Source organism: Actibacterium mucosum KCTC 23349 (assembly GCF_000647975.1).
GTDB lineage: Bacteria > Pseudomonadota > Alphaproteobacteria > Rhodobacterales > Rhodobacteraceae > Actibacterium > Actibacterium mucosum.
The window spans coordinates 306,630-331,710 of the sequence record NZ_JFKE01000005.1 but is presented as its reverse complement, the minus strand read 5'-3'; the positions used below and the strand labels follow the sequence as shown (position 1 = coordinate 331,710).

Genomic DNA, 25,081 nt, shown 5'->3' with positions numbered 1-25,081 from the left:
AAACGCAGACCTCCAAAAGCGAGGCTGATGGCAGGAGTAACAGGTTATGAAGAGCGAACGTCGCTGGCTGAAATCGGTGCTTAACGAAAGCAAGAAGCCGGTGCAGGCCATGCCGTGGGCCCGCAAGTCCAAGCGCGCCTATGGGCAGCAAGCAGAAAAGCGCCGCGCCGCGCGCTGACAATCGTTGGCCCCTCGCCCGAAAGTGAGGGGTTTGGTTTTGACTACGGAGTAAAGATGGGACACCAGCGCCACACAACACCGCCGCGTCCGGCTACTGTTCCCTCGCGTCCTTCGCGGGTCCCGCAGGTTCAGCGCAAGCCGGCGCTGGCCCGCGCGATGCCGCTGACGCGCCGTTACGAAATTCAGGCGATCGATGTTCAAGGCGCGTTGACTCAGAAATCCGCTGTCGCCCCCGCCACTCCGACCTTTGAAGACGCGTTTGCCGGTTTTGCCCGCGGCACGCTGATCACGACCACCGATGGCCCCATCGCGGTCGAAGACCTGTGCCCCGGCATGCAGATTGTCACCAAGGATAATGGTCCGATGCCGCTGTTGTGGATCGGTTCGATGATGGTGTTCCCGGGGCTGCCGGAACTGTCAGAAGAATCGGTGCGGCTGCTCAGGGTCACCGCGGAAAGCTTTGGCATGGGGCGCCCTTTGCCGGATCTGATGCTTGGTCCGCGTGCCCGCGTGCTGTTTCAGCATGATGCCTGCCGCCGCATGTTTGGCACACCGTCTGCCTTCGCGCCCGCTCATGGCTTTGCCGATGGCGAAAGCATGATCACAATTCAGCCCGTTGCCCCGGTCCGCGTCTACCACGTGGCCGTTGAAGGGCAACAGGTTCTATCCGCCAACGGCTTGGAAGTGGAAAGCTTTCACCCCGGTGCACGCGCCGACGACATGATGGATGCCGAGACACTGGACCTGTTTCTCAGCCTTTTCCCGCATGTGCGGTCGATCCACGAATTTGGCCCGATGAGCTATCCACGCCTCAGCGCACATGAGGTCGAAATGATCCGGGTGGACGCGGCTTAATCCTGCGCAGTTGCGCGGGCTTCGATTACATCAAACGGGACACCGGGTTCGTCTTTCGCACAGCGAATGACGAGCGAGGTTTTTACACTTGCAACGTTTTCTGCCGCAGTCAGTTCTTCGGTTAGGAATGTCTGGAAAGTCGACAAATCGGGCGACACGCATTTCAGCAGGAAATCCACCTCGCCGTTCAACATGTGACACTCGCGCACCAGCGACCATTCGCGGCAACGAGCCTCGAATGCGGACAGGTCCACCTCGGCTTGGCTGACCAGCCCCACCATGGCAAAAACCTGCACCTCGAACCCAAGCTGGCGCGCGTCCACATCGGCGTGAAAGCCGCGAATATACCCGGCCTCTTCCAGGGTTCGCACACGTCGCAAACAGGGTGGCGCCGAGATGCCAACACGCTTGGCCAGTTCCACATTTGTCATGCGCCCGTCAGCCTGCAATTCCGCCAAGATCTTGCGGTCGATCGGGTCTAGCCTGTGTGCTGCCATCAAAGTCTCCTAATTTTGGCGGATACTACGCAGAGCCTTCGCATAGCGCAATAATATTTCACCCTTAAGCAACTTTCAGAAATGCGAAACGCGAATAATTTACGCATTGCGAATCCCCTTTCACCGCTGGTGGGCAGTGTCTATATCGGTTCAAACGAAAATCGTAAGAGGCTGCCCAAATGGCTGAGACCAAACACACCAAGCTGCTGATCGTGGGTTCGGGGCCGGCGGGCTATACCGCCGCCGTCTACGGCTCGCGCGCTATGTTGAACCCCGTTCTGGTACAGGGCATTCAACCGGGCGGGCAGCTGACCATCACCACCGAGGTCGAGAACTGGCCGTCATGGGTGGAGATCCAGGGCCCCGACCTGATGATCAAGATGGAAGAACATGCCCGCGCCGTCGGCACCGAGATCATCGGCGACATCATCACCGATATCGACCTGTCCAAGCGCCCGTTTGTGGCACATGGCGACAGCGGCACCACCTATACTGCCGACGCGGTGATCCTTGCCACAGGTGCACAGGCCAAGTGGCTGGGCCTGGACAGCGAAGAAAAGTTCAAAGGATTCGGTGTCTCGGCCTGCGCAACCTGTGACGGGTTCTTTTACCGCGGGCAGGAAGTAGTAGTTGTAGGGGGCGGCAACACCGCCGTCGAAGAGGCGCTGTTCCTGACCAATTTCGCCTCCAAGGTCACGCTGGTACATAGACGCGACAGCCTGCGCGCAGAAAAGATTCTGCAAGACCGCCTGTTCAAGAATGAAAAGGTCGAGATCATCTGGGACCACGCGGTCGAAGAGGTTGTTGGCGGCGACAATCCGCTGGGCGTAGAAGCTGTGAAGATCAAGCATGTGGAAACCGGCGAAGTGCAGGAAGTGGCTTGCAAAGGGTTCTTTGTTGCCATCGGCCACGCGCCCGCATCCGAACTGGTCAAAGATCAGCTGGAAACCCACATGGGTGGCTATGTTGTCACCAAACCCGATAGCACGGCAACCTCGATCCCGGGCGTTTTTGCCGCGGGTGACCTGACCGACCACATCTATCGTCAGGCCGTGACCAGCGCCGGCATGGGCTGCATGGCCGCGCTTGAGGCCGAGCGCTTTCTGGCCGAACAAGAATAAGCTGCAGCGCGGCTTTCACTTTTTGCCCGGATTTCAGAACATTGTTCGCTTCCGGGCAAAAAACAGCGGGAATTTTGCCGCATCTGCAAAATAAACCCGGGATTTGCTTGATTACTGTCACATTCACGCGCTAACCCGCGCCCTGTGCGGCCGTGCCCGAGTTGGGTGCGGCCAAAATTTTAACCAGACAGAGAATCGAGTTGATATCATGTCGCTGAACAACCTTGCTCCGATCCCGGAGCTATACGTTTCCCACGAAAGTGCCCAAAAACTGAAAATGGAGGCTGCCGATCTGGTAAGCTGGGACCTGACCCCGCGCCAAATCTGCGACCTCGAGCTTCTGATGAATGGCGGGTTCAACCCGCTGAAGGGCTTTTTGACCGAAGAAGATTACAATGGCGTTGTTGAAAACATGCGCCTGGCGGATGGCCAATTGTGGCCGATGCCGATCAATCTGGATGTATCGGAAGAGTTCGCCGCCTCGCTTGAGCCGGGACAGGACATTGCGCTGCGCGACCAGGAAGGTGTGATCCTGGCCACCATGACGGTGACCGATAGCTGGACACCGAACAAAGCTGTTGAAGCTGAAAAAGTGTTCGGTGCCGACGATCTGGCCCACCCTGCCGTAAACTACCTGCACAACACTGCTGGCCCTGTTTACCTGGGCGGCCCTGTTGTGGGTATCCAGCAGCCGGTGCACTATGACTTCCGCGCCCGCCGCGACACCCCCAATGAACTGCGCGCGTATTTCCGCAAGCTGGGCTGGCGCAAGGTGGTTGCGTTCCAAACCCGCAACCCGCTGCACCGTGCGCACCAGGAACTGACCTTCCGCGCCGCGAAAGAGGCGCAGGCCAACCTGCTGATCCACCCCGTTGTGGGTATGACCAAGCCGGGCGATGTAGACCATTTCACCCGCGTGCGCTGCTACGAGGCGGTTCTGGACAAATATCCGGCATCGACCACCACCATGTCGCTTTTGCCACTTGCCATGCGTATGGCCGGCCCGCGCGAAGCGGTTTGGCACGGCCTGATCCGCAAGAACCACGGTGTCACTCACCTGATCGTTGGTCGCGACCATGCTGGCCCCGGCAAGAACTCGGCCGGTGAAGATTTCTATGGCCCCTATGATGCGCAGGAACTGTTCCGGACGCACCAAGAGGAAATGGGCATCGAAATGGTCGACTTTAAGCACATGGTCTATGTGCAAGAGCGCGCCCAGTACGAACCCAACGACGAAATCGCCGACCGCGACAACGTCACCATCCTGAACATCTCGGGCACCGAGCTGCGCCGCCGTCTGGCCGAAGGGCTGGAAATTCCGGAATGGTTCAGCTTCCCCGAAGTGGTCAAGGAACTGCGCCGCACCAAGCCGCCGCGTGCAAGCCAGGGCTTTACGGTATTCTTCACCGGTCTGTCGGGTTCGGGTAAGTCGACCATTGCCAATGCGCTGATGGTGAAACTGATGGAGATGGGCGGCCGCCCCGTGACGCTGCTGGACGGTGACGTTGTGCGCAAGCACCTGTCGTCGGAACTGGGCTTCTCGAAAGAGCATCGCGACATCAACATCAAGCGCATCGGCTACGTTGCCTCGGAAATCACCAAGAACGGTGGCATCGCCATCTGTGCACCCATCGCGCCCTACACGGCCACCCGCCGCGCTGTGCGTGAAATGATCGAAGCCTACGGCGCATTCTGCGAAGTGCATGTTGCCACGTCGCTGGAAGAATGCGAACGCCGTGACCGCAAAGGTCTGTACAAGCTGGCCCGCGAAGGCAAGATCCAGGAATTCACCGGTATCTCGGATCCCTACGAGACACCCGAGAATGCCGAACTGGTGGTCAACACCGAAGGCGTCGACGTGGACAACTGCGCGCATCAGGTGATCCTGAAATTGGAAGCTATGGGCCTGATCGCCGGCTGATTCCAGTTACAAGAAACGACGAAGGCCACGCTAAACAGCGTGGCCTTTTCATTTGCACACCTGCGGATTGGTTAGTGAACCGCAACAGGCTCCAGATCGTTTTCGCGGGCAAGGGTGAACGCCAGGTTTCGATCCTTGACCAGGGCCAGACGTTGTCCTTCGGCATCGTGCACCGCGAACAGCTGATCCGCGCCCGGCACCTCTTCGTGCACCTGCTCTTGCACTTCAACGGGCAAGTCGGCGACATCAACGGCGCGCACATAGACCAATGCGGTCTGATCGCTGGTTTCAAACTCGTGTTTCATATTCATCTGCTCACCCCTACTTGTTTTCGCCGGATTTGATCTGAATGGTCTGCACGACCCGCTCGGGCTCTGCCCGTTCAAGGTCCACATGCAGCAAACCGTTTTCCATCTCGGCACCGGCCACTTCAACACCATCGGCCATCAGGAAGGTCCGCTGAAACTGCCGATTTGCGATGCCGCGATGCAGATAGACACGTTCAGACGCGTCTTCGGACTGTCGGCCGCGAATCAACAGCTGCCGTTCTTCGACCGTGATGGCCAGATCATCTTCGCTGAACCCGGCCACTGCCAGAGTTATGCGATAGCTGCGCTCGCTGGTTTGTTCGATATTGAAAGGGGGATAACCCTCGTTTCCAGCTTTGGCGCTGCGTTCCAGAAGGCGTTCAAGCTGCTCGAAACCCAGAAGATAAGGGTGCGAGCCAAGCGTCAGTTTTGTCATCGTGTCGGGTCCTTGATCAAGCGACCTGTTATGTCTTTCGGCCCCGTTTCTCGGCGGCCAAGTATTTATATGGGCTTTTGACCTAGTTCCTGCAAGCCCGGCCTTCCCGGAGCCTTTCGAATTGGTTATCCTCAAAGGTCTATGGATGATGGCAAAATCAGTGGTTCCGTGAATATCGCCGGAGAAATGAACAGTGACGAGGTGCTGCGGGTTCGGCTCGAAGTGCTGCGCCGAGAGCATCGCGATCTGGACGACGCAATCGCTGCGTTGGAAGAACGTGGTGCAGCGGCGGATCCGTTCACCATTCGGCGCCTGAAAAAGCAGAAACTGACGCTGAAAGACCGTATTGCCACACTCGAAGACCGCCTGACCCCTGATATCATTGCGTAGCCAGTAAAGGCCGCTATAGTCCGCCTCTCAAATTCAGGAGGGGCCGATGCAGCAGGTCAAAGTTGGGATCATTATGGGCAGCCAGTCCGACTGGCCCACCATGAAACACGCCGCCGATGTTCTGGACGAACTGGGCGTGGCGCACGAGGATCGCATCGTTTCGGCCCACCGCACCCCTGACCGTCTGTGGGACTATGGCAAAGGCGCTGTTGATCGGGGCTTGAAGGTCATCATTGCAGGTGCGGGGGGTGCGGCGCATTTGCCGGGCATGATGGCGTCAAAGACGCGCGTGCCTGTGATCGGCGTACCTGTCCAAACCCGCGCGCTGAGCGGAGTGGACAGCCTGTATTCGATCCTGCAAATGCCCCGCGGGTATCCGGTGGCCACCATGGCTATCGGTGAAGCAGGTGCAAAGAATGCTGGTCTGATGGCCGCCGCAATCCTTGCCAACGAAGACGAAGCACTGGCCGAACGTTTGGACGCTTGGCGCGCGGCGCTGTCGGCCTCTATCCCCGAGGTGCCGGTGGATGAGTGAGGCTTTGGAACCCGGCGCAACCATTGGCATTCTGGGTGGCGGCCAACTGGGCCGCATGTTGTCCGTCGCGGCGGGCCGGTTGGGCTATGCCACGCATGTATATGATCCTTCGGCCACTGTACCTGCGGCCGAGATGGCGCGCCATCAGACCGCGGCCTCTTTCGACGATATCCCTGCCCTGACCCGGTTCGCACAATCGGTCGATGTGGTGACATACGAGTTCGAGAACATTCCAACCGCTGCCTTGGACGTCTTGGAAGACCTGCGCCCGGTACGCCCGGGGCGCCGCGCTTTGCAGGTCAGTCAGGACCGCCTGACAGAGAAAGCTTTCCTGCGCGATTTGGGTCTGAACACCGCGCCTTTTGCCGCCGTGGATGACACCGACAGTATGCACGTTGCGCTGGCCGAAATTGGCGCACCCGGCATCCTGAAAACCCGCCGTCTGGGATATGACGGCAAAGGGCAGGTGCGGATCATGACGCCCGGGGACGCACCAGAGGCGCTGTCTGCGATGCAGGGCGCTCCGGCGATCCTCGAAGGGTTTGTGGATTTCAGTCACGAGGTCTCGGTCATTGCCGCGCGCGGCATGTCCGGCGACGTAGCCTGTTTTGATCCGGGCGAGAACGTACATCGCGACGGCATACTGCGCACCACCACCGTGCCCGCGCGCCTGTCCCCCGCGCAGCGAACCGACGCTGTGCTGATGGCCGCCAAGATCCTGAACGCGTTGGACTATATTGGCGTAATGGGGGTTGAGTTGTTCGTTACCGCCGGTGGGTTGGTCGTGAACGAGATTGCTCCACGCGTGCATAATTCCGGCCATTGGACACAGAACGGCTGTGCGGTGGATCAGTTCGAACAGCATATCCGTGCCGTGACCGGCCAACCCCTGGGTGATGGCGGCCGTTTTGCCGATGTGGTGATGGAAAACCTGATTGGTGACGATATGGACCGCTTACCAGAACTGCGGGCCGAGCAGGATGTGGCGATACACCTTTACGGCAAGGCGGAAACCCGAAGGGGCCGCAAGATGGGTCACGTGAACCGCGTCAAACGCTAGGCGCGGCGCATCGACAGCGCGACGCCCCCCAGAACCAGTGCTGATGCGATCAGGAACCGCAGACCCACACCCTCGTTCAGAAACAAGACGCCACCGGCTGTTGCGATGGCAGGCACGCTCAGTTGCAGCACCGCACCGCGAGCCGCGCCAAGGGCGGGCAAGATGCTGTACCAAAGCGCATAGCCCAGCGCCGATGTCACCCCGCCAGAGATTGCGGCAAGCAACACTCCCCACCAGGAAATGCTGTCTGGTAGAATCAACAGGGCCAACAAACCAATCGGCGCCGCCAAAACAAATGCCGACGCTGTGCTAAGCAAAGGGTCCGATTGCCGCCGCCCCAGCAGCGAATAGATACCCCATCCAACCGCCGCAATCGCCATCATCGCTGCACCGAACAAAGGCAGCGAAGTTTCAGCCCCCGGCCACAACAAAACGACAAGCCCCGAAAATGCCACACCCGCACCGGCCCAGCGCATCACAGGGATTGCCTCGCGCGTTAATACGGCCCCTGCAAACATGGTAATCTGCACCCCACCAAAAAGGATCAGCGCGCCGATACCCGCATCCAACTGCGTATAGGCAAAAGAAAAGCCCAGCATATAGGCCAGCAAACTGGCCATCCCCCACCCCGGCTGCACGATCCGGCCAAAGTCTGGCCGCCCACGGGCAAGGATGAGCACGGCCAGCACCCCGGCGCCTACGACCAGCCGGATCGCGGCAAAACTTGCCGGTCCCGCCGCACCTTCAGCCAGCGCTAAACGGTTCAGGATCGAATTGGCCGCAAAGGCAACCATGGTCAGACAGGAAAGCAGGATCAGTCGCATGGCCGGACCCTATCGTGGCCACAGACCGGCAGGAAGGTCGCAAATCCAACAAAGCTGTTACCGCGCCAATTGCAACAACGCTTCTTCCAAATCCAGGTCAGGTTGAAAGGACGCGTGCCTCAGGAAATGCAAAACCTGGGCAATGACCACGGGGTTCGCCATCATGAACGTATGCGTTGTGGGCATTGTCAAATGCGCGTCCATACCCGGCAGTTTCGTCGCCTCGACAGAGACCTTTCCGTCGTCGGTTCCAGGGATCAGTGATGAGAATACCGGGCTGACCGACCGGTTGCCCGCAATAATCCCCAACGTGCCGTCAAATGCCCCAAGGCTGTTGGGCACGCTTTCCGCGCCCGTACCCAATTGCAGACCCGCGGGCCCGTTCACCCAGCGAAACGGCGCCCAACCGCCCAGCTTATCCACCAGCTCAGACCCCGAATTGGGCGGTGCCAACATGACGGCACGACCCTCAAACTTGCGGCCTTCCTGTGCCAGCCAAGCGCGGAACAAAATGCCGCCCATGGAGTGCGTGACAACATGAACATTCTCGGATTTGCACGCGGACATGGCGGTGTCGACAAAGGGCAACAGCCCTTCGACCGGTTCATCGGTCGAAGGGTAACTTGCGTTTTCAACATGGAACCCCGCGCGCTGCAGCGCCGGCACCATCAAGGCCCATGACGCCTCCGTTCGGGCCAGGCCGTGCAACAATACCACGCAGTCTGCCCGTACAGGCAGCGCGAAAAAGCATAAGAACAAAACACACCAACGCATCTCTGCGACATAGGCGCCCACATACATGATATCAAACCGAACTGACGCTGAGCCACCATATGCTAAGCGATTTGAATGGGTTGGCTCGCTACTTTGCCAGGGAAAATCGCGGTTTTGGTGCTAAGCCGCTCCATTCAACCCGGTGTGTAGACGGGGCGCTGAGACGACCCCTCTTGCCTTCCGCATGATCCAGAACATAGTGGCACGATGAGCCATACCCGCCCCCCACGCCTTGCTGTGCGCGCCGTGATGGTGCACGAAAACCGCTTGTTGCTGGTCAATGCTTGGGCCGACCCATCCCGTAAGCTTTGGTGCGCGCCGGGAGGCGGTGTAGAGCCCGGCGCGTCCTTACCGGACAACCTGCAGCGCGAAGTGATGGAAGAAACCGGATTGAGCATCACCGTTGGCGCACCGTGCCTTGTGAACGAGTTTCACGACCCCAAAAGAGACTTTCACCAAGTTGAGGTTTTCTTTCATTGCGCTTTGGCGGGTGGCGCTCTCAGCGACACCTGGCAAGATCCAGAGGGCATTGTGACACGCCGCAAATGGTTCTCGCAGTCCGAGTTACGGGGTATGCACCTGAAGCCTTCCAGCTTGCCCGACATCGCCTTTGGTGGCAGCACAGCGCATTACGATCCATTGGAACCGATTGTGTTCTAAAAGAAAAAGCCCGCCTCACCGGACGCCTTTTGTAACTCTTGCTGCATTGGACTGACTTGCATCATACCGTCCTTGTCACGTATGCCGCCGTCCGGTTCACCTGCATCCGCCTCTTCACGCTTGTCGGGTACCCTTGAACGGCATTTAAAGTGCCAATTGTGCTATTCTCGGCGACCCAATAGCCTGTTGAAAACCTGTCGGAGAATGAAGTGAAGAGTTACTTTATCGAGCGCATCACAGACCCCTTGAAAGCGCGTCAAACTCTTTCCCAATACCTACCAGGCCAGCACGATCCTTGGGTACTGTGGACCAGAGATGCAGCAGCCCCGGTTGCATACCTGAATGTAGACATCGTTGATGACGTCTGGGACGAAGTTGAAGGCCCATTTTATATTCAAGCTGACATAAGCGGTCGTAACTACAATGAAGATGACTATGTTTTGTCTCTGCTTCGAAAAGTTCAAAACATTGTTGGAGGCGTAATAAAAGACGACAACGACAGTTTTGTTTGATCCGATTCCGCTGTGCCGCCATTAACGTGAGTTCGCTATCCGCTTAATGACGTTTCTGCAGCGACTGGCTGGTTAAACCAACAGGATTGCAACACCAACGACCACCTGCCAAGGTCAATATTGGATCGTTAGTGTTGTCTCTAACAGCCGGACAAGCGCTGCATCCGAACCCAGCTCCGAGCCCGGGGCGCTGGCTGATGCAAATCGCACGATTGCCTTTAGGTCGGAGGAAGACGCACATTGGCGCCGGCAAACAACGCCCAACTTTTGCCCTTCGCGAATCAACGACAACGCTGTTGGCGTAGCCTGATTTTAATCATTGGTTCATCTTGCGGCAGTAGCCAGCCGGACAATCGCAGCTTGTGACCATTGCCAACAAAAAGAACCGCTTACATCCCCAAAACCCAAGGCGGTTACTTTCGCATGAAGCGAAACATTCACTTAAGCTTCAAGACTGCTGGCGGTAGAGTATGACGCACCGAAACAGCTGAGAACTAAAGTTGGCATCAGGATGAGCATACACGTCGCTGAGTTGAAGAAGACATTCTCAAACCATAAGGCCATCGACGGCTTAACCTTTGATGTGCCAGAGCACGCGTTCTTTTGTGTTGTCGGAGCATCTGGGTGCGGGAAAAGCACATTGCTTCGCCTGATTGCGGGGCTGGACACCCCTGATGCGGGGAAGATCGATCTTTCAGGTCGCAAGGTCTTTGGTGCCGATGTGAATGTGCCTCCTGAAGATCGGAGGGTTGGCGTTGTCTTTCAATCCTATGCGCTGTGGCCCCATCTGACGGTCGCAAAGAACGTGGCATTCCCATATGAAGCAAAAGGAATTTCGGCGAACCGGGCCGCGGAACGCGCGGCCCATCATCTTGAACGGGTGGCGTTGACCCCATATGCAGACCGTCGGCCAGAGGCACTGTCCGGCGGTCAGCGTCAGCGGGTGGCGCTGGCGCGGTGTCTTGCGAGCGATGCGCGGACAGTTCTGATGGACGAGCCGCTGGCCAACCTTGACCCGCATTTGCGCGGGGCCATGGAGGGGGAACTTCGGGCCTTCCACGATCGATCAGATGTGACGACGCTTTATATCACGCATGATCAACGCGAGGCGATGGCGCTTGCAGATCTGATGGCGGTGATGGACCAGGGTCGGTTCCTGCAGCTTGGTACACCACAGGAAATCTATGATCGGCCCGCGACGGAGAGAGTCGCGCGTTTTATCGGCAGAGGTACGGTGCTCGACGCCGACATTCGCGGTAATGAGGCGTGTTTCCAGGGTCAGGTGTTTCCTGTATCCGGGCCCGCAGCGGGCAAAGTTTTTATCCGCCCCGAGCGCGTTTCCATTGCTGATGACGGCATAAAAGCTCGAATCTCAACCGCACAGTACCGCGGCGGATTCTGGGAAGCGGAAGCGCGAATAGACGGGCTGACGGAGTCGATTTTGCTGAATCTCAATGACCCGATCCGCACCGGGGACACCGTTGGGCTGCGCTTCGCCGGCGGCTGGGGGCTTGCTGACTAAAGGCGCCAGGGCACGACACCTGGCGGCGCACGCCGTCCGGCCCAGTCAAGCAGCGCCATCAACAGGATCGTTGCAATGATCGTGACCGCAGCCATGGCTGACGCCAGTGTTGTGTAGCCGCCGTCCTCATAGTTGAAAATCGTCGTACCGATGGTCTCGTTACCGCTCGACCAAAGCAGGGCAGATACTGTGACCTCGTTATAGGCTGTCAGAAAAACGAGGATCGCGCCGGAGGCTGCAGCCGGGGCAATCAGCGGAATGGTAATGCGCGCCATGCGGCGATAAAACCCCGCGCCCGCCACCCGCGCCGCTTCATCAAGGCTTCGGTCCAGTTGAAGGGTCGCGGCGGTAATCGGCTTCAACGCAATGGAGAAAAAGGCGCATAGATAGGCAAGCAGGATGATCGTCAGCGTATTGTAAATCGACACGTCGATAAGGGGGAGCGGCCTGATGAAGGCAAGGATGAAAGCCACCGAAATCACAAGCCCCGGAATGGCATAGGTCATCTCGGCCAGCGCCGTCATCAGCGTCCCGACGCGCCTGACAGCTCTGTTTTGCGCCGCTGCGTAGCGCGCGACAAAGATGGCAAGAATGGCGATGGTTACGGCCGCGACGATGGCCACGATTGTCGAATTGATGAACGCCCGCGCGGTTACGGATTGCCGGAACAGGATTTCGGCAAAATTCGCGAAGGTCACCGTGTCAAACGTCAGTGGTACGCCGTAGGTTGGGACAAGGGCCGTCGCAAACAGCGCCGTAATCGGCAACACAAGTGTTGCCAGGATCACCAGCGCCAAGCCAGTCTCGACCAGCGGGCGGATCCGGCCAAGCCGAATGTCCAGTGGCGGTTGGGGTGGCCCAATCAATGCATTCCGCTGTCGCGAGGCAAACCACATCTGAAACACGACCGCAGCCACGGCGATAACCGCGACGAGGCTGGCAATCACAGCCATGTCGGTCAACACGGTTGGCCCAAAACTGGCAAGCCGTTGCCAAATCAGAACCGGCAGCGTCGTGTACCGGGCGGGAATGCCCAGCAACGCGGGGATGCCGAAATTCCCAAGTGCCGAGACGAAGGCAAGGGCATAACCGGCGATCAGCGTCGGCGCGAGAAGCGGCAAAATGATCCGAAACAGAAGTCGCACCGGTTTCGCACCCGCAACGCGGGCAGCGTCGGACATTTCACGTGGCAAACTGCGAAGCGCAGCCAGGACGACCAGAAAGACAAGTGGTGCATGCTGAATGCCAAGAAGAAAGATCACACCTTCGCGCGAATACAGCGGGTGCGTCGAGCCGATTTCCGGCGCTATTCCAAGCGTCTGAAGAAGAGCCGATGATGGGCCCAGTGCTTGCACCCAGGCTATGGCCGTCACATGCGGCGGCACCATCATTGGGATCAGCAGAAGAAAAGTGAACAGGCCTTTCATCCGGACATCTGCCAGCCCAAGAATGAGCGCCGCAGCACTTCCCCCAACGAGCGCGACAAACGCCGATAGCGCAGAGCTTTCAAACGAATTCCACACGGCGCGGGGCACGGACCGGCTATTGAGCGCGGATAGAAATGCCACGGGGCCTTCGCCAATCGCCACGCCAGCCAGCAAGGCAAGTGGAAGGACGAAAAGCGCTGCGGCAATCACAATGAGGGCGGCCAAGGTTATCCCCTCGCCGCCCAAAAGTCGTTTTAGCATCAGCCACCGAATATATCGATGAAGCGCGCCTTGTTCTCCTGATCGTTGGCAAGGGCTGCCGCCGGATCAAAATCGAGAAGCTTGATGTCGCTCAACGCGGGGAAGCCTTCGGGCGGCGTGATTGCCGGATGCGCCGGAAGATAGCCCATATCGGACGCCAGCTGCTGCCCCTCGGGAGAGATCAGAAAATCCACAAAAGCCTTCGCAGCCGTTGGGTTTTGCGCGGTCGACAGGATCGCGACAGGCTCGGTCACCGCCGAAACGCCTTCTTCCGGGAAAACAAACTCCACCGGTGCGCCGTCAAGCTTGTTCCGGATGGGCAGGAAATCAACGACAAACCCGTACAGCTTTTCGCCGCCGGCAATCGCCTTATACGTGCCGCCATTGCCACCCTGAGGATTGGCGCCCTGGTCCGCCAGCCCTTCATAGAATTCCCAGCCCAAGTCGGGGTGCGAGGTGATGGCGGCCATGTGAATGGTCGCTGCGCCCGAGGTCAGCGGCGATGGCATGGCCAGCTTGTCTTTGGCATCCTCACCAAGAAGATCCGCATAGGATGTCGGCACCATCGCGGCCGATGTGTTGTATACGATGCCCGTCGTGATCAACTTGGTCGAGAAGTAGTGCTTCTCGGCGTCCATGAGAGCTGGGTCATAGGCAGTGACATCGGCATCAGCATGCGGCATCAACCGGCCCTCAGCCTCAAGCCCTTCCATGGTGACCATATCGGCGATCAGGAGGACGTCTGGCTGAGGGGCACCCGCTTCGAATTCGGCCCGAAGTTTTGCCATAACCTTGGTTGTACCATCTCTGATCCATTCGACGTCTACATCCGGGTACTTCGCCGTGAACGCGTCAACTGTTTGCTGAGCATCGGCGTTCGGCTGAGACGTGTAGAGGACGAGTTTACCCGATACATCGGCGGCGAAAGCGGCGTTTGCGAATGCGGTCGCAGCGGCAGCTACAAGGAAGCGTTTTAACATGCATGACCTCTGTGTATTGAATTTTTGGATGTCGAAAGCGTTAAGGCCTCAATGTGACATGTAGGTGTATGGGAGAGGGCCAAGCGTCGGCAGAAGTTTTTTTGAAGCGTTTCGGGGTCAAGACACGCCTGTGCGCGGTAGGCCAATTCGCATTGCAACAACGGCGCATGAACGCTTCGGCCCATTTAGTTCCTAAACGCGGCCGCGAGACACACTACGCCGTTGCTGAGGACGTTTCCGGCAGAGACTGTTTCGCTCTGCCGACTGGCACCCGTGGCCCAGAATTCCACGCCTCGCCAAACCCTCAACGCCGTCTTATTTGTGGGTCTTGGGAGGGCTCAAGGTTCAAGGTCCAGGCGCGAATGGCCGCCCAATCCCGATAATCGCCCTCCTTCACGCCGGTCGCGATTGATAGCAATTTGAGCACGAATCGCACCGGCCAAGGGGTGCGTGAAAACTGCAGCACACCTGCAAATCCGCCGACGGTCACGGGTTTGACTTCTGGCGCGAGGGTACGGAGCTTGTCTGCATACGCGTCGGCCTTGCGCAGTGCAGCCGGCGTCGGGTTTGCAAGCGTGAGGCACGTGAAGAAGAAGGAAACCGGTATCCTGCTGAGGATTGTCTTGTTTTCTTTCACGAAAGCAGCAGCGACGGGCAGCCAACGATCGTAGCGGATTGCGCTGCCGATAATGACGCGGTCAAAAGTATGCAGATCATCAGCCTCAGAAAGGGGCAGAACGGTGATTGCAACCCCTTGTTCAGCCAAGACATCCCCAATGAACATGGCGACCTCGGCGGTCGATCCGAGCTTGCTGCCATAGGTCACAAGGACCTTGGTGTTTGTGTTTTCCATGAAGCTTCCCCTTTGCGTTGGTGCGCGAAAGCCTGGCGCGTTTCCCGCTTGCAGATGAGCCAAGTCTGCAAAGGTGAGACAGCGAAGGCATTGGCGCGCGCCGCCAAAATTTGGGCCACGGGTGCCAGTTTTCAGCTTGGGCACACTCGTCTATCTTTACTGTATGGGTTGGATTTCATCGATCTTCGTTCACAAAGCACTGGATGCCGCGGTCGCTCTTGATTGCGTCGAACCAGACGCGCGCCTGGCGCTTTTCGCAAGCGTTGGGCTGGACCCTTCAGCGCCGGCTGATCCCGGCGCAATGATCTCGGATGGCGACTTTTTTGGCCTGCTGGAACGCATCGCCGAACGTGATGATCGTGGACGATCCGTTCCGATACATATGGGCACGTCAATGCGATGCGATGACTACGGCGCCTTTGGGCTTGCGTTCAAAACTGCCCCTGATCTCCTTGGCTCTTACGCGCGTGTCGAACGCTATGGCAAGGTCGTGACCTCGATTGCTAATTTCCGCGTTGAACGGTCCGGAACGTCGGTCTTCATGGACGTCATTCAGGGACGGGATCGTCGTCTGGGCCTAAAGATGACCAATGAGCTGGCTCTGGCCGCGGCGATGTCGATAAGCCGGGAAGTCAGCATGGATGGCTTCTCGCTGAAGGCTGTTCACCTCATGTCGGATCGCCCTGACGATGACCGCGTGTATCAGGCGCATTTTCAGTGCCCAATTCATTTCGGCGCAGATCGCGATGCCCTTGAAGTCTCGGCTGCTGTTGTCGCCCAACCCAATCGTTTGTCCGACGACGGCATGTCAAAGTTTTTCGAAACACATCTCGACAGCCAACTTAGCCAAATCAACGACACGTCCGAACTTGAGCGGCGCATTGTGGATCAGATCACCGAATCGTTGAGCGAAGGTGTACCCACGCTTGCCGACCTTGCAGGGCGTTTGGGGATGAGCAGCAGAACATTGCAACGACGCCTGTCTGCGGAGGGTTTGGCCTATCAGGACCTGGTAGTGGAGGCGCGAAAATCTCTGTCTGGGCAGCTTTTGCGGCGAACGGAATACGCCTTGGCAGAGATCGCCTTTCTGACGGGTTTTTCTGATCAAAGCACGTTCACCCGAGCCTTCAAACGCTGGCACGGGCAAACACCGGCAAGCTATCGACGCGGTGCATCGGCCGCAATTCAAGCCATCGAATAAGTTGCGTATGACCATGGCGCATCGGGCCAAAACACTGGCGCCTAATGCAAATACCGTCGCCCCCGACAGCGTCTACCCCTTGACCATCACGTCAATCAAGGGAGACCAACATGACATCGAAACCAATCCTGATAACGGGCGCAACCGGGAAAACCGGATCTCGTGTCTTGGCCCGGCTCACGGCCGCGGGGCATGATGCCCGCTCGGGGTCGCGCACAGCGCAGCCCCCCTTTAACTGGGATGATCCGGACACCTGGCAAAAGGCGCTTAGCGGCATTTGGGCCGTCTATGTCAACTATCATCCAGACTATGCTTTTCCCGGTGCCATTGAGAACCTGACACGGTTCACCCATGTCGCCGCGTCCTGCGGTGTTCAGCGTCTGGTCATCCTGACCGGTCGTGGCGAACACCATGCACAGCTGGGCGAAAAGGTGATCGCCAATTCAGGTCTGGACCACACCATCATCCGTTCCGCCTGGTTTGCGCAAAACTTCTCTGAAGGGTCCCTGTGGGAGCCGGTGATGGAGGGCGTTGTCCCGATGCCTGGCGGCGATCTGGAAGAGCCGATTATCGACATCGACGACCTCGCAGACGTCATTGTGACGGCGCTTACAGGTACGGGCCATTCCGGCCAGACCTATGAATGCACCGGCCCACGTCTGCTGGGCTTTGCCGAGGTCGCTGACATCCTGTCGGGTGCAATGGGGCGGCGGGTCGATTATTTGCCGATCTCCTTCGATGATTTCCATGCCGCGCTTGAGGCAACCAGCGGAACGGTCTTCGCCGACATCGTAACGGAGATTGCGCGCGAAACCTTTGACGGCCGGAATGCCAAGATCGGCGATGGTGTGATGCGCGCAATTGGCCGCGCGCCCCGCGACTTCACCGAATTCGCACAAGCCGCCGCCACGGCAGGCAAATGGGCCAAAGCGGCCTGACGTACTCAATCAAAAAGGAACACCAAGCATGCAACTCACTCGTTTTCAGAAAATCACCCTCGGCATCAGCGGCGCCACGGCGTTGGCCATCGGCACCTTCATCACTTTGGCACCCCATGCGTTTTACGCCAGCTATGGCATAACGCTTGGGCCGAACCCCAACCTGCTGAGCGAGCTTCGGGCACCGGGCGCCGGGCTGGCGGTATTGGGGGCAATTATGTTGGCCGGGCCAATCCGTGCGGCCATGGCACCGATTGCACTTGCCGTCGCGCTGACCGTCTATCTGGCCTTCCCAGTCGGGCGCATCGTGGGCATCGTATTGGATGGTATGCCGTCCGGCAGCGTCATCGGCGCTTTAGCAATCGAGGTCGTGATCGCTGGCCTTTTGCTCGTTGCATTCAAGCCGATGCGCACGGCCAGTTCCGGCCGGGATCGAATTGTTGACCAGCCTGGTTAACAGGTGGTCATTGACCCCACGGGCGGCTTCCGGATGCCGGGGCCGCCACTGTTTCCGGGGACAAGGCCGTTTCGCCTCCACCGCCGTTCACTTCTGCCCGTGTTGCGGAAGTGACGCCGGTCAGCATCAGTTCACCGGTGTCGTCAAATGTCGTGCCCAAGACGGGCACCGAAATGCCTGCACCGGTTGGCCCGCTGACCGTTAGTTCCGCTGCGTCCTCGATCAGCGAACCGGAACGAGCAAGTGGGAGTTCTTGGCCAACGGGCGACCTCCGGAGGGCCTATCTGGTGGCCGTCCTCGGTATTCTTCTGCCCTCGTCAGTCTTCGAACCCCCGCTTTCAGATCCAGTGAGGCTTCGGCTTGTCGACTAGCGGTCATTAAGCTCCCCCAAAACCCAATTGCGAAGAGCAACAATATTGGGTCGTCGCGAATGTGCCTCCGGATAGACAAGGTAAAATGTTGATCCAAGAGGAATGGCCAGGTCAAAAAGCTCGACCACGCGCCCGGCCTGGACATCTTTTGCCGAAAGAAATCGCCACCCCAAAACCACGCCGGCTCCGTCGATCGCGGCCTGAAGCCCATGATCCGGCAGGCTGAATTGCATGCCGCGCGAGGCGTCAACATCCTGTGTACCGCTTGCATCAAGCCAAGTCTGCCAAGTTGGCGCGTTTGGGTCAAAGTCCATAGATTGATTGTGCAACAGAACGTGGTTCTTGAGGTCAGAAGGCGTTCTGATGGCGTTTTTCCCGTCGAGCAGGCGTGGGCTGCACATTGGGATCACGGACTCGTCGAACAGCTTGATGGCTTCAAGACCTGGCCACTGCCCGTGTCCAAGCCGGATGGCGGCGTCAAAGTCATCACGTTGAAAATCCACAAGACCCAAGCTGGTCGATACAAGCACATCGATATCTGGGTGTTGGGCATAAAACTTTTGCAGCCTCGGGATCAACCACATCGCGGCGAATGTTGGCGCCACTGTCAGCGCCAACGAGCCCCCCCTGTCCGTTTCCATCACTTGTTCCATGGCCTGATCGAGGGTCGAAAAGACCGAGTGAAGCTCCTTGGCCAACCGCTGCCCAGCCTCGACAAGAACCAATCCTCGCGTCCGCCGTCGAAACAACGGAACACCAAGGAAATCTTCCAGCTTCTTGACCTGGTGGCTGATCGCAGCGGGCGTCACAGACAACTCGTCGGCGGCAGCGACGAAACTCAGATGACGTGCCGAGGCTTCGAATGCGCGAAGTGCGTTCAGAGGGTAGTTTTTGCGATTCATGTCAGTGACTAAGTTTTTCTAACCCTGCGATAGACATCGTCGTTTGTCAATTCGGCCAGACCCGCACAAATATAGACTTACACAGGGTCTGAACACGGACCTCATTGCAGAAAAACTAATGATCATCCGAAAGGAAACGCTATGGCACGGGCCTTTGCGACCATTGCCTTTACCCCTGACGTCCGCGCTCAGCAATCGCGGATGGGGTCTGCCGACGGGTACCGAAAATTCCTCGGCGACGGCCTTGCAGACCTGGAGGAGCTTGGGCCGGAAGAGATCGGCTTCATCGGCGCACGCGATGGGTTTTATCAGGCTTCCGTATCGCAGACAGGATGGCCATACGTCCAGTTTCGCGGCGGCCCGGTCGGATTTTTGAAAGTGCTGACATCTACAACGTTGGCCTATGCCGATTTCCGCGGAAACCGCCAGTATATCAGCGCTGGCAACCTGTCCGGCAACGATCGTCTGTCAATGATCCTGACGGACTATCCCAACAGCCGCCGCCTGAAACTCTGGGGCCGGGCCCGTCTGATCGAAGGCGCGGACAATCCCGAAATTCTAAGCCAGCTGCATGACGGAACCTATCGGGCGCGCCCCGAACGCGCCGTACTGATTACGGTCGAAGCATTCGACTGGAATTGCCCAAGCCACATTCCACGCCGCTTCACTGTTGATGAAGCGCATCAAGAGATCGCGGCATTGCGCCGTGAGAACGAGGCCCTGAGGGCCGAAACCCGCGCCCTGCGCATGTCCGGCGCTTCGGGCTCACCAATCCAACCCTGAAAGGACCAGTGCAATGAAGAAGCGTTTTCACACATCTATCCTTGCCACACTTTTTGCCAGCGCCACGCTCTTGCCCGTGTCCCTGCCGAACGGTGCAATCGCAGCCCAAAGCCCGTTTGTTGTCGACATGAAATCGACAGAGATCGACGGACACACAATTGCCTATCGCGAGGCCGGGGACCCAGCGAACCCAACGGTTCTGCTGTTGCATGGCTTTCCAACCTCCTCGCACATGTTCCGCGAGTTGATCCCGGTCCTGGCAGAGGACTATCACGTCATCGCACCGGACTACCTCGGTTTCGGCGCTTCGGACATGCCGTCTGCCGACATGTACGACTACAGCTTCGCCAATGCCGCAGAAATGGTAACGCGTTTGATCGACGAAAAAGGAGTCGATAACTACACCGTCTATTTGATGGATTATGGCGCACCTATCGGGTTTCGCATGTTCGCTGAGCATCCCGAGCGGGTCACCGGATTTGTCATCCAGAACGGCAATGCCTACGACGAGGGGTTGCGCGAATTCTGGGATCCGATCAAGGCGTATTGGGCAGACCCGAGCACCGAAAACGGTGATGCGCTGCGCGGCTTCCTGACGCTCGACGCCACCAAATGGCAATTCACTCACGGTGTTGGTGACGTCTCGGCGGTGAGCCCCGACAATTTCTGGCACGTTCAATACCTGCTCGACCGTCCGGGCAATCAGGAAGTGCAACTCGAGATGTTCCTGGATTACGGCACCAATGTCGCCGAGTATCCCAAGTGGCAGGCCCTGTTCCGGGAATACCAGCCTCCGGCGTTGATCGTCTGGGGAAAAAACGATCACATCTTCCCTGCCGACGGCGCCCACCCTTACAAGGCCGATCTGTCTGATGTGGAGTTTCATCTGCTTGATACCGGGCATTTCGCGCTCGAGGAATACGGGGATGTGATTGCCGCAGAAATGCAGGATTTCCTGGCGCGCATCACCAAGTGACCATGCCCGGCCCCGGTGGCCATCTCCACCGGGGCTGAATGGGTACAGGGTGCAATTGCTTTACGCCCAGCAGCCCTTCCACTTCGGATTCACGACGACAGAGATCGGATTGTAACCATGAAAGATGAAACCAACCGGCCCGTTCTCCGCATCGCGGCCTTTTCGGATGGCGGCACTGGCGGCAACCCCGCAGGTGTTGTCATCGGCGACACGCTTCCTTCTGCATCAGAGATGCAACGCATTGCAACAGACATAGGATACTCCGAAACCGTTTTTGCAGCGCCTCAGGGTGAAGGATGGCGGGTGCGGTTCTTCTCGCCGGAGGAAGAGGTGGCTTTTTGTGGACATGCCACCATTGCTCTGGGCAGTGCTTTGGCCGCACACGAAGGCCAGGGGCTGTTTGCGCTCGATCTAAATGCGGGGCGCATCACCGTCGAGACAGGCGCGGATGGCAGCGCAACCCTGACGTCCCCCCCGACCCACAGCGTAAGAGCAGACGCGGCCCTTTTGACGGCAGCGCTTGAACTGTTCGATCTCACGATTGCTGACCTTGACCCAACATTGCCGCCCGCGCTGGCCAATGCCGGGAACAATCATCTGATCCTTGCGTTGAATGACAGGCTGACGCTTTCCAAAATGTCCTATGATTTGGAGGACGGTGCGCGGCTTATGCGGCAGCACGATCTGACCACAATCAGCCTTTTGTGGGCACAGACGCCGCGCCGGTTTCACAGTCGCAACGCTTTTGCGATCGGAGGTGTGATCGAAGACCCCGCAACCGGCGCGGCGGCTGCGGCACTGTCGGGCTATCTTCGTGACGTCGAATGGCCCCACGATGGCGAGATCGACATCGTGCAAGGCGAAGATATGGGCGCAAGGTCAGTGTTGAAAGCAAGCATTGGCGCAACGCCGGGTGAGGGAATTCGCGTTTCGGGGATGACCCGGATTATCGATAGATAGAGAAACAGTTGTGCGATTTCCAAGGCGACGTTCGCCAAAGTCGCAATGTGCGGGATTCTGTCGCCACCACTCGATAACACAAGAGGCGGTTTTGCCCGCAGAACCGCAAACCGAAATGAAAAGGGGCCGCCCCAAGGCGACCCCTTCCCAAGATCCATTGGACCGGCGTGATTACATCATGCCGCCCATGCCGCCCATGTCGGGCATGCCGCCGGCCGGGGCGCCTGCGCCCGGCTTTTCGGGCTTGTCGGCAACCATGGCTTCGGTGGTGATCAGCAGGCCAGCAACCGAGGCCGCGTCTTCCAGAGCGGTGCGGGTTACCTTGGCAGGGTCGATCACACCAAACGAAAACATGTCGCCATATTCTTCGGTCTGGGCGTTGAAGCCAAAGGCAACGTCGTCGCTTTCGCGGACCTTGCCAGCAACCACGGCACCGTCAACACCAGCGTTTTCAGCGATCTGACGCAGCGGAGCTTCCAGAGCTTTACGCACGATGGCGATACCGGCGTTCTGGTCAGCATTGGCACCTTCGACACCGTCCAGAGCTTTGCCGCCCTGAACCAGCGCTACACCGCCGCCAACAATCACGCCTTCCTGCACGGCAGCACGGGTGGCGTTCAGAGCATCGTCAACACGATCCTTGCGCTCTTTCACTTCCACTTCGGTCATGCCGCCCACGCGGATCACGGCAACACCGCCAGCCAGCTTGGCCACACGCTCTTGCAGTTTCTCGCGGTCGTAATCGCTGGAGGTTTCTTCGATCTGGGTGCGGATCTGGGCAACGCGTGCTTCGATCTCGGCCTTTTCACCAGCGCCGTCCACAACGGTGGTTTCGTCTTTGGTGATCGACACTTTCTTGGCGGTGCCCAGCATGTCCATGGTGACATTCTCGAGCTTCATGCCCAGATCTTCCGAGATCACCTGACCGCCGGTCAGGATCGCGATGTCCTGCAGCATGGCCTTACGACGATCACCAAAGCCCGGCGCCTTAACAGCAGCGATTTTCAGACCACCGCGCAGCTTGTTCACAACCAGGGTTGCCAGGGCTTCGCCTTCAACATCCTCAGCAATGATCAGCAGGGGCTTCTGCGACTGGATCACGGATTCCAGCAGCGGAACCATCGGCTGCAGCGACGAGAGTTTTTTCTCGTGCAGCAGGATCATGCAGTCTTCCAGATCTGCGATCATCTTGTCAGGGTTGGTCACGAAGTAAGGCGACAGGTAGCCGCGATCGAACTGCATGCCTTCCACAACATCGGTCTCGGTTTCCAGACCTTTGTTCTCTTCAACAGTGATGACGCCTTCGTTGCCAACCTTCTGCATCGCGTCTGCGATCTGGCTGCCGATCTCGGCTTCGCCGTTGGCCGAAATGGTGCCAACCTGCGCAACTTCGTCGCTGTCTTTGACTTCACGCGCCGAGGCAACGATGGCTTCAACAACCTTGGTGGTGGCCAGGTCGATGCCGCGCTTCAGGTCCATCGGGTTCAGGCCAGCAGCAACCTGCTTGAGGCCTTCTTTGACGATGGCCTGGGCCAGAACGGTGGCGGTGGTGGTGCCGTCGCCGGCTTCGTCATTGGTGCGGCTGGCGACTTCTTTCACCATCTGCGCGCCCATGTTTTCGAACTTGTCTTCCAGCTCGATCTCTTTGGCAACCGAGACACCATCTTTGGTGATGCGCGGGGCGCCGAAGGATTTCTCGATGACCACGTTGCGGCCCTTGGGGCCCAGGGTCACTTTAACGGCGTCGGCCAGTACGTTTACGCCGTTCAGCATACGCGAACGAGCGTCGGAATCGAACTTTACGTCCTTAGCAGCCATGTGCTTGCTCCTGACTTAATTGAATTTCTGGGAAGGGCTTAGGCAATGATGCCCATGATGTCGGACTCTTTCATGATCAGCAGCTCTTTGCCGTCTACTGTCACTTCGGTCCCCGACCATTTGCCAAACAGGATCTTGTCGCCTTCTTTGACGTCCATGGCGATGCGCTCGCCGTCTTCGTCCTTGGCGCCAGCACCAACAGCCACAACCAGGCCCTCGGCGGGCTTTTCTTTTGCGCTGTCGGGGATGATCAGGCCACCGGCGGTTTTCTCGTCGCTTTCCACGCGCTCGACCAGCACACGGTCATGAAGCGGAGTAAATGCCATCTTGGAACGCTCCTTCGTTCAAGGTTTTATTCGCGCGTTAGCACTCATCTATGTCGAGTGCTAACGTAGCGGATGTAAGGAACCACACGCGCAGAGTCAATCAAAGAAAACCGGAAATCCGCGGTCAGGCGGTGGCCATCAGGGCAGACGGCGCAACGCGGCGGGCAACAACCCGTTTCGACCATTTGCGGGCGGGCTCTTCGATCCAGCGCCACGTCACATAGGCACAGCCGACAACGCCCGCCAGAACCGCCGTGTTCACAAGCGGTGCCAGAGGCGTTGCAAAGAAGTAACGACCACTACCATCGGCGCCGTATTGCAGGACAACCGGGCCCGACCAGAGATGGTGGAACATGATCTCGAAGAACAGTGTATGCAGCATATAGACCGAATAGGACACCCGGCCCAAAAACAGCATGACCGGGGTGTTCAAAAACCGTGCGATTTCTCCGGTTGAACTGGAAAAAACGAATACCACGCCGGCTAAGGCCAAAATCGTGACCAGTTCAAACACCACCGGCCCCGGTGCCATCGACAGGGCGCCAATTGTGGCCAATACCGCCAAGGCCTCGGCGCGGGTGCCCAGCGCTCGGGGTGATGGGATCTTTGCCGCCAGATAATACACCGCGACGCCAAGGAAGAAGCCGCCGACGCAACGCACCGCGCCCAGGTCGTGGGTCCGCAGGATCGTGTCGCCATTTGCCAGAACTATGCCATAGGCCAAGGCCGATACCGCCAAGGCCCAGGCCCAGTTCATGTGCCGGCCAAACCGGGCATAAACGATCCAGAACACCGAATAAGCCACCAGCTCGGCCCCAATGCTCCATGCTTGGTAGTTCCAGCTCAGAACCGGCATCAGACCCACGGCGTTTAGAAGAGACAGGTTCAGAAAGAAGCGGCCGATGGTGTGGGTTTGCTCTGCGAACGGGCCGGGCGCTATGATCGCCCACGCCGCCCACAACCCCATCACGAACACATGCAACGGCAGCAACCGCGCCAACCGCAGGAAGGCAAATACCGGAAAGCTCAGCCCCTGCGCGACCTTCTGCGCATAGGCCAGCGCCATGACAAACCCGGAAAGCACAAAGAAGAAATCCACGAAAAACTCGGCGTTCAGCAGCAGGTTGCCCCGCGGGGCCGCCAGAAATACCGAATGGTACAGGGCAATCCCCAGTGCCGCGATGCCGCGCAGGGCCTCAAGCGAGCCGCGTTTCATGAAACAATTCCCCCAAT

General features: G+C 58.4%; 28 protein-coding genes. 16 read left to right on the top strand and 12 right to left on the bottom strand.

Annotated elements, in window-relative coordinates:
* The first annotated feature begins 46 nt into the window (after positions 1–46).
* The gene (locus tag ACMU_RS19905) at positions 47–178 is read left to right on the top strand and encodes a hypothetical protein (protein WP_268870872.1); all 132 of its coding nucleotides are present in this window, start codon (positions 47–49) and stop codon (positions 176–178) included.
* Between the two features lie 56 nt (positions 179–234).
* Positions 235–1,035, top strand: a complete 801-nt coding sequence (locus ACMU_RS13545) for a Hint domain-containing protein (RefSeq protein ID WP_051588337.1) — start codon at positions 235–237, stop codon at positions 1,033–1,035.
* Here ACMU_RS13545 and ACMU_RS13540 read toward each other — a convergent pair.
* A complete protein-coding gene (locus ACMU_RS13540; protein ID WP_035260420.1) occupies positions 1,032–1,532 on the bottom strand; it encodes an Lrp/AsnC family transcriptional regulator in 501 nt (166 codons plus the stop codon). The two genes, ACMU_RS13545 and ACMU_RS13540, sit on opposite strands and share 4 nt — an antisense overlap.
* 179 nt (positions 1,533–1,711) lie before the next feature.
* Between ACMU_RS13540 and trxB the strand changes: the two genes are divergently transcribed.
* Both trxB and ACMU_RS13530 read left to right on the top strand, forming a co-directional pair.
* The gene (gene trxB / locus ACMU_RS13535; protein WP_035260418.1) at positions 1,712–2,653 is read left to right on the top strand and encodes a thioredoxin-disulfide reductase; all 942 of its coding nucleotides are present in this window, start codon (positions 1,712–1,714) and stop codon (positions 2,651–2,653) included.
* Positions 2,654–2,861: 208 nt separating this feature from the next.
* The gene (locus ACMU_RS13530; protein ID WP_035260415.1) at positions 2,862–4,574 is read left to right on the top strand and encodes a bifunctional sulfate adenylyltransferase/adenylylsulfate kinase; all 1,713 of its coding nucleotides are present in this window, start codon (positions 2,862–2,864) and stop codon (positions 4,572–4,574) included.
* A 71-nt stretch (positions 4,575–4,645) separates the two neighbouring features.
* On the opposite strand, the gene ACMU_RS13525 is transcribed toward ACMU_RS13530, so the two are convergent.
* On the bottom strand, positions 4,646–4,885 hold the full coding sequence (locus tag ACMU_RS13525; RefSeq protein ID WP_035260413.1) for a DUF1150 family protein: 240 nt from the start codon (positions 4,883–4,885) through the stop codon (positions 4,646–4,648).
* 10 nt (positions 4,886–4,895) lie between these two features.
* Complete coding sequence (locus tag ACMU_RS13520; protein WP_035260411.1) at positions 4,896–5,318, bottom strand: Hsp20 family protein; 423 nt, start codon at positions 5,316–5,318, stop codon at positions 4,896–4,898.
* 186 nt (positions 5,319–5,504) lie between these two features.
* Between ACMU_RS13520 and ACMU_RS13515 the strand changes: the two genes are divergently transcribed.
* Genes ACMU_RS13515 through ACMU_RS13505 form a run of 3 tightly spaced genes read left to right on the top strand, consistent with a single transcriptional unit; the run spans position 5,505 to position 7,303 of the window.
* Entirely contained in the window at positions 5,505–5,708 is a 204-nt protein-coding gene (locus ACMU_RS13515; RefSeq protein WP_035260673.1) for a YdcH family protein, read from the top strand.
* Positions 5,709–5,754: 46 nt separating this feature from the next.
* A complete protein-coding gene (gene purE / locus ACMU_RS13510) occupies positions 5,755–6,243 on the top strand; it encodes a 5-(carboxyamino)imidazole ribonucleotide mutase (RefSeq protein ID WP_035260409.1) in 489 nt (162 codons plus the stop codon).
* Positions 6,236–7,303, top strand: coding sequence for a 5-(carboxyamino)imidazole ribonucleotide synthase (locus ACMU_RS13505; RefSeq protein WP_035260407.1), 1,068 nt, complete (start codon positions 6,236–6,238; stop codon positions 7,301–7,303). The genes purE and ACMU_RS13505 overlap by 8 nt, the downstream gene beginning before the upstream one ends.
* On the opposite strand, the gene ACMU_RS13500 is transcribed toward ACMU_RS13505, so the two are convergent.
* Positions 7,300–8,127, bottom strand: a complete 828-nt coding sequence (locus tag ACMU_RS13500) for a DMT family transporter (protein ID WP_035260405.1) — start codon at positions 8,125–8,127, stop codon at positions 7,300–7,302. The two genes, ACMU_RS13505 and ACMU_RS13500, sit on opposite strands and share 4 nt — an antisense overlap.
* A 57-nt stretch (positions 8,128–8,184) precedes the next feature.
* On the bottom strand, positions 8,185–8,901 hold the full coding sequence (locus ACMU_RS13495) for an alpha/beta fold hydrolase (protein ID WP_035260672.1): 717 nt from the start codon (positions 8,899–8,901) through the stop codon (positions 8,185–8,187).
* A gap of 207 nt (positions 8,902–9,108) precedes the next feature.
* Here ACMU_RS13495 and ACMU_RS13490 point away from each other — a divergent pair, with 207 nt between their 5' ends.
* The 3 genes from ACMU_RS13490 to ACMU_RS13480 all read left to right on the top strand — a co-directional run bounded on the left by ACMU_RS13490 (position 9,109) and on the right by ACMU_RS13480 (position 11,595).
* Entirely contained in the window at positions 9,109–9,561 is a 453-nt protein-coding gene (locus ACMU_RS13490) for an NUDIX domain-containing protein (protein WP_035260403.1), read from the top strand.
* Between the two features lie 209 nt (positions 9,562–9,770).
* Positions 9,771–10,073 carry a hypothetical protein gene (locus tag ACMU_RS19310; protein ID WP_152544619.1) on the top strand — a complete coding sequence of 101 codons (303 nt, stop codon included), beginning with the start codon at positions 9,771–9,773 and terminating at the stop codon, positions 10,071–10,073.
* Positions 10,074–10,584: 511 nt separating this feature from the next.
* A complete protein-coding gene (locus ACMU_RS13480) occupies positions 10,585–11,595 on the top strand; it encodes an ABC transporter ATP-binding protein (protein WP_035260399.1) in 1,011 nt (336 codons plus the stop codon).
* Here ACMU_RS13480 and ACMU_RS13475 read toward each other — a convergent pair.
* The 3 genes from ACMU_RS13475 to ACMU_RS13465 all read right to left on the bottom strand — a co-directional run bounded on the left by ACMU_RS13475 (position 11,592) and on the right by ACMU_RS13465 (position 15,116).
* Positions 11,592–13,247, bottom strand: a complete 1,656-nt coding sequence (locus ACMU_RS13475; protein ID WP_236626261.1) for an ABC transporter permease — start codon at positions 13,245–13,247, stop codon at positions 11,592–11,594. The two genes, ACMU_RS13480 and ACMU_RS13475, sit on opposite strands and share 4 nt — an antisense overlap.
* 35 nt (positions 13,248–13,282) lie before the next feature.
* On the bottom strand, positions 13,283–14,263 hold the full coding sequence (locus ACMU_RS13470; protein WP_035260394.1) for an ABC transporter substrate-binding protein: 981 nt from the start codon (positions 14,261–14,263) through the stop codon (positions 13,283–13,285).
* 304 nt (positions 14,264–14,567) lie between these two features.
* The gene (locus ACMU_RS13465) at positions 14,568–15,116 is read right to left on the bottom strand and encodes a flavodoxin domain-containing protein (RefSeq protein ID WP_051588335.1); all 549 of its coding nucleotides are present in this window, start codon (positions 15,114–15,116) and stop codon (positions 14,568–14,570) included.
* A 163-nt stretch (positions 15,117–15,279) separates the two neighbouring features.
* Between ACMU_RS13465 and ACMU_RS13460 the strand changes: the two genes are divergently transcribed.
* The 3 genes from ACMU_RS13460 (at position 15,280) to ACMU_RS13450 (ending at position 17,712) form a co-directional block, all read left to right on the top strand.
* Entirely contained in the window at positions 15,280–16,317 is a 1,038-nt protein-coding gene (locus ACMU_RS13460; RefSeq protein WP_035260392.1) for an AraC family transcriptional regulator, read from the top strand.
* 110 nt (positions 16,318–16,427) lie between these two features.
* Complete coding sequence (locus ACMU_RS13455) at positions 16,428–17,255, top strand: Rossmann-fold NAD(P)-binding domain-containing protein (RefSeq protein WP_035260391.1); 828 nt, start codon at positions 16,428–16,430, stop codon at positions 17,253–17,255.
* 28 nt (positions 17,256–17,283) lie between these two features.
* Complete coding sequence (locus ACMU_RS13450; RefSeq protein WP_035260382.1) at positions 17,284–17,712, top strand: DUF4345 domain-containing protein; 429 nt, start codon at positions 17,284–17,286, stop codon at positions 17,710–17,712.
* A gap of 367 nt (positions 17,713–18,079) precedes the next feature.
* Here ACMU_RS13450 and gcvA read toward each other — a convergent pair whose 3' ends face one another.
* On the bottom strand, positions 18,080–18,985 hold the full coding sequence (gene gcvA, locus ACMU_RS13445; RefSeq protein ID WP_035260380.1) for a transcriptional regulator GcvA: 906 nt from the start codon (positions 18,983–18,985) through the stop codon (positions 18,080–18,082).
* A 141-nt stretch (positions 18,986–19,126) separates the two neighbouring features.
* Between gcvA and ACMU_RS13440 the strand changes: the two genes are divergently transcribed.
* The 3 genes from ACMU_RS13440 to ACMU_RS13430 all read left to right on the top strand — a co-directional run bounded on the left by ACMU_RS13440 (position 19,127) and on the right by ACMU_RS13430 (position 21,704).
* Positions 19,127–19,768 carry a pyridoxamine 5'-phosphate oxidase family protein gene (locus tag ACMU_RS13440; protein ID WP_035260378.1) on the top strand — a complete coding sequence of 214 codons (642 nt, stop codon included), beginning with the start codon at positions 19,127–19,129 and terminating at the stop codon, positions 19,766–19,768.
* A 76-nt stretch (positions 19,769–19,844) separates the two neighbouring features.
* The gene (locus ACMU_RS13435; RefSeq protein ID WP_236626259.1) at positions 19,845–20,744 is read left to right on the top strand and encodes an alpha/beta fold hydrolase; all 900 of its coding nucleotides are present in this window, start codon (positions 19,845–19,847) and stop codon (positions 20,742–20,744) included.
* Positions 20,745–20,861: 117 nt separating this feature from the next.
* Positions 20,862–21,704 (top strand): PhzF family phenazine biosynthesis protein, encoded by an 843-nt coding sequence (locus tag ACMU_RS13430; RefSeq protein WP_035260372.1) that lies wholly within the window; start codon positions 20,862–20,864, stop codon positions 21,702–21,704.
* Between the two features lie 171 nt (positions 21,705–21,875).
* On the opposite strand, the gene groL is transcribed toward ACMU_RS13430, so the two are convergent.
* The 3 genes from groL to ACMU_RS13415 form a co-directional block, all read right to left on the bottom strand.
* Positions 21,876–23,522: a chaperonin GroEL gene (groL, locus tag ACMU_RS13425; protein ID WP_035260369.1), complete on the bottom strand. Its 1,647-nt coding sequence runs from the start codon at positions 23,520–23,522 to the stop codon at positions 21,876–21,878.
* A 38-nt stretch (positions 23,523–23,560) separates the two neighbouring features.
* Positions 23,561–23,848, bottom strand: a complete 288-nt coding sequence (gene groES, locus ACMU_RS13420; RefSeq protein ID WP_035260366.1) for a co-chaperone GroES — start codon at positions 23,846–23,848, stop codon at positions 23,561–23,563.
* A gap of 124 nt (positions 23,849–23,972) precedes the next feature.
* Positions 23,973–25,064, bottom strand: a complete 1,092-nt coding sequence (locus ACMU_RS13415; RefSeq protein ID WP_035260364.1) for an acyltransferase family protein — start codon at positions 25,062–25,064, stop codon at positions 23,973–23,975.
* Positions 25,065–25,081 lie beyond the last annotated feature (17 nt).

Excerpts from the sequence above, each read along its gene's own strand:
- ACMU_RS19905 (WP_268870872.1), top strand. The coding sequence starts at position 47 with ATGAAGAGCGAACGTCGCTGGCTGAAATCGGTGCTTAACGAAAGCAAG.
- ACMU_RS13545 (WP_051588337.1), top strand. The coding sequence starts at position 235 with ATGGGACACCAGCGCCACACAACACCGCCGCGTCCGGCTACTGTTCCC.
- ACMU_RS13540 (WP_035260420.1), bottom strand. The coding sequence starts at position 1,532 with ATGGCAGCACACAGGCTAGACCCGATCGACCGCAAGATCTTGGCGGAA.
- trxB (WP_035260418.1), top strand. The coding sequence starts at position 1,712 with ATGGCTGAGACCAAACACACCAAGCTGCTGATCGTGGGTTCGGGGCCG.
- ACMU_RS13530 (WP_035260415.1), top strand. The coding sequence starts at position 2,862 with ATGTCGCTGAACAACCTTGCTCCGATCCCGGAGCTATACGTTTCCCAC.
- ACMU_RS13525 (WP_035260413.1), bottom strand. The coding sequence starts at position 4,885 with ATGAATATGAAACACGAGTTTGAAACCAGCGATCAGACCGCATTGGTC.
- ACMU_RS13520 (WP_035260411.1), bottom strand. The coding sequence starts at position 5,318 with ATGACAAAACTGACGCTTGGCTCGCACCCTTATCTTCTGGGTTTCGAG.
- ACMU_RS13515 (WP_035260673.1), top strand. The coding sequence starts at position 5,505 with ATGAACAGTGACGAGGTGCTGCGGGTTCGGCTCGAAGTGCTGCGCCGA.
- purE (WP_035260409.1), top strand. The coding sequence starts at position 5,755 with ATGCAGCAGGTCAAAGTTGGGATCATTATGGGCAGCCAGTCCGACTGG.
- ACMU_RS13505 (WP_035260407.1), top strand. The coding sequence starts at position 6,236 with ATGAGTGAGGCTTTGGAACCCGGCGCAACCATTGGCATTCTGGGTGGC.
- ACMU_RS13500 (WP_035260405.1), bottom strand. The coding sequence starts at position 8,127 with ATGCGACTGATCCTGCTTTCCTGTCTGACCATGGTTGCCTTTGCGGCC.
- ACMU_RS13495 (WP_035260672.1), bottom strand. The coding sequence starts at position 8,901 with ATGCGTTGGTGTGTTTTGTTCTTATGCTTTTTCGCGCTGCCTGTACGG.
- ACMU_RS13490 (WP_035260403.1), top strand. The coding sequence starts at position 9,109 with ATGAGCCATACCCGCCCCCCACGCCTTGCTGTGCGCGCCGTGATGGTG.
- ACMU_RS13480 (WP_035260399.1), top strand. The coding sequence starts at position 10,585 with ATGAGCATACACGTCGCTGAGTTGAAGAAGACATTCTCAAACCATAAG.
- ACMU_RS13470 (WP_035260394.1), bottom strand. The coding sequence starts at position 14,263 with ATGTTAAAACGCTTCCTTGTAGCTGCCGCTGCGACCGCATTCGCAAAC.
- ACMU_RS13465 (WP_051588335.1), bottom strand. The coding sequence starts at position 15,116 with ATGGAAAACACAAACACCAAGGTCCTTGTGACCTATGGCAGCAAGCTC.
- ACMU_RS13460 (WP_035260392.1), top strand. The coding sequence starts at position 15,280 with ATGGGTTGGATTTCATCGATCTTCGTTCACAAAGCACTGGATGCCGCG.
- ACMU_RS13455 (WP_035260391.1), top strand. The coding sequence starts at position 16,428 with ATGACATCGAAACCAATCCTGATAACGGGCGCAACCGGGAAAACCGGA.
- ACMU_RS13450 (WP_035260382.1), top strand. The coding sequence starts at position 17,284 with ATGCAACTCACTCGTTTTCAGAAAATCACCCTCGGCATCAGCGGCGCC.
- gcvA (WP_035260380.1), bottom strand. The coding sequence starts at position 18,985 with ATGAATCGCAAAAACTACCCTCTGAACGCACTTCGCGCATTCGAAGCC.
- ACMU_RS13440 (WP_035260378.1), top strand. The coding sequence starts at position 19,127 with ATGGCACGGGCCTTTGCGACCATTGCCTTTACCCCTGACGTCCGCGCT.
- ACMU_RS13430 (WP_035260372.1), top strand. The coding sequence starts at position 20,862 with ATGAAAGATGAAACCAACCGGCCCGTTCTCCGCATCGCGGCCTTTTCG.
- groL (WP_035260369.1), bottom strand. The coding sequence starts at position 23,522 with ATGGCTGCTAAGGACGTAAAGTTCGATTCCGACGCTCGTTCGCGTATG.
- groES (WP_035260366.1), bottom strand. The coding sequence starts at position 23,848 with ATGGCATTTACTCCGCTTCATGACCGTGTGCTGGTCGAGCGCGTGGAA.
- ACMU_RS13415 (WP_035260364.1), bottom strand. The coding sequence starts at position 25,064 with ATGAAACGCGGCTCGCTTGAGGCCCTGCGCGGCATCGCGGCACTGGGG.